Origin of the sequence: Clostridium pacaense, from assembly GCF_020709765.2 — a bacterium.
Lineage (GTDB): Bacteria > Bacillota > Clostridia > Lachnospirales > Lachnospiraceae > Enterocloster > Enterocloster hominis.
This window is the reverse complement of record NZ_JAJFEB020000168.1, coordinates 1-247: the sequence shown is the minus strand read 5'-3', so window position 1 is coordinate 247 and position 247 is coordinate 1. Positions and strand designations below refer to the sequence as shown.

The 247-nt window shown below is 45.7% G+C and carries 1 protein-coding gene; it reads right to left on the bottom strand.

Translation table 11 applies throughout. The features are described from left to right. Positions 1–247 (bottom strand): M56 family metallopeptidase (locus tag LK536_RS58940; protein WP_506092352.1); only part of this gene is annotated, 247 nt, incomplete at both ends.

Genomic DNA, 247 nt, shown 5'->3' with positions numbered 1-247 from the left:
ACAATCCTTTCCTTCAGGCTTTGCCTGGATCCAGAAAAATTAGTTGACAGCGCGGTCCTATGTCCCGATTGGTACCTGACCAAACCGATAATTGTTTCACTGTAATACTGCCGTACAGCCGGATCCGCACTGCGTATGACTTCCTTGTCACAGGATAATGCACATTGGATATCAATGGCATTTGCCATCATGTAAACAATGGGATTAAACCAATGGACGGCGGTTGCAGCCAGTACCAGACATTTAT